At 55.9% G+C, this 304-nt stretch carries 1 pseudogene; it reads left to right on the top strand.

Annotated elements, in window-relative coordinates:
* Positions 1–304: pseudogene (locus tag A3714_RS06225) on the top strand (glyceraldehyde-3-phosphate dehydrogenase); the annotation flags it as partial.

Genomic DNA, 304 nt, shown 5'->3' with positions numbered 1-304 from the left:
AGTGACCCGTCTGCCATCGATTACACCGCGTACGGCATCAATAATGCTGTGGTGATCGATAACACCGGTAAGTGGCGCGATGCGGAAGGTCTCTCCCAGCACCTTCAGTGCAAGGGCGTTGCCCGTGTCATGCTGACCGCGCCGGGCAAAGGTGATATGAAAAACATTTGTTCATGGCGTGAATAACGACATGATCGAGGACAGCGACAAGATCATCTCCGCTGCCAGCTGCACCACCAATGCCATCGTGCCGCCGCTGAAGGCGCTGGAAGACAAGTTCGGCATCGAATACGGCCACGTGGAA

Source organism: Alcanivorax sp. HI0007, assembly GCF_001635525.1.
GTDB lineage: Bacteria > Pseudomonadota > Gammaproteobacteria > Pseudomonadales > Alcanivoracaceae > Alcanivorax.
The sequence above is the reverse complement of the archived record's forward strand: the minus strand, read 5'-3'. Positions and strand labels throughout refer to the sequence as shown.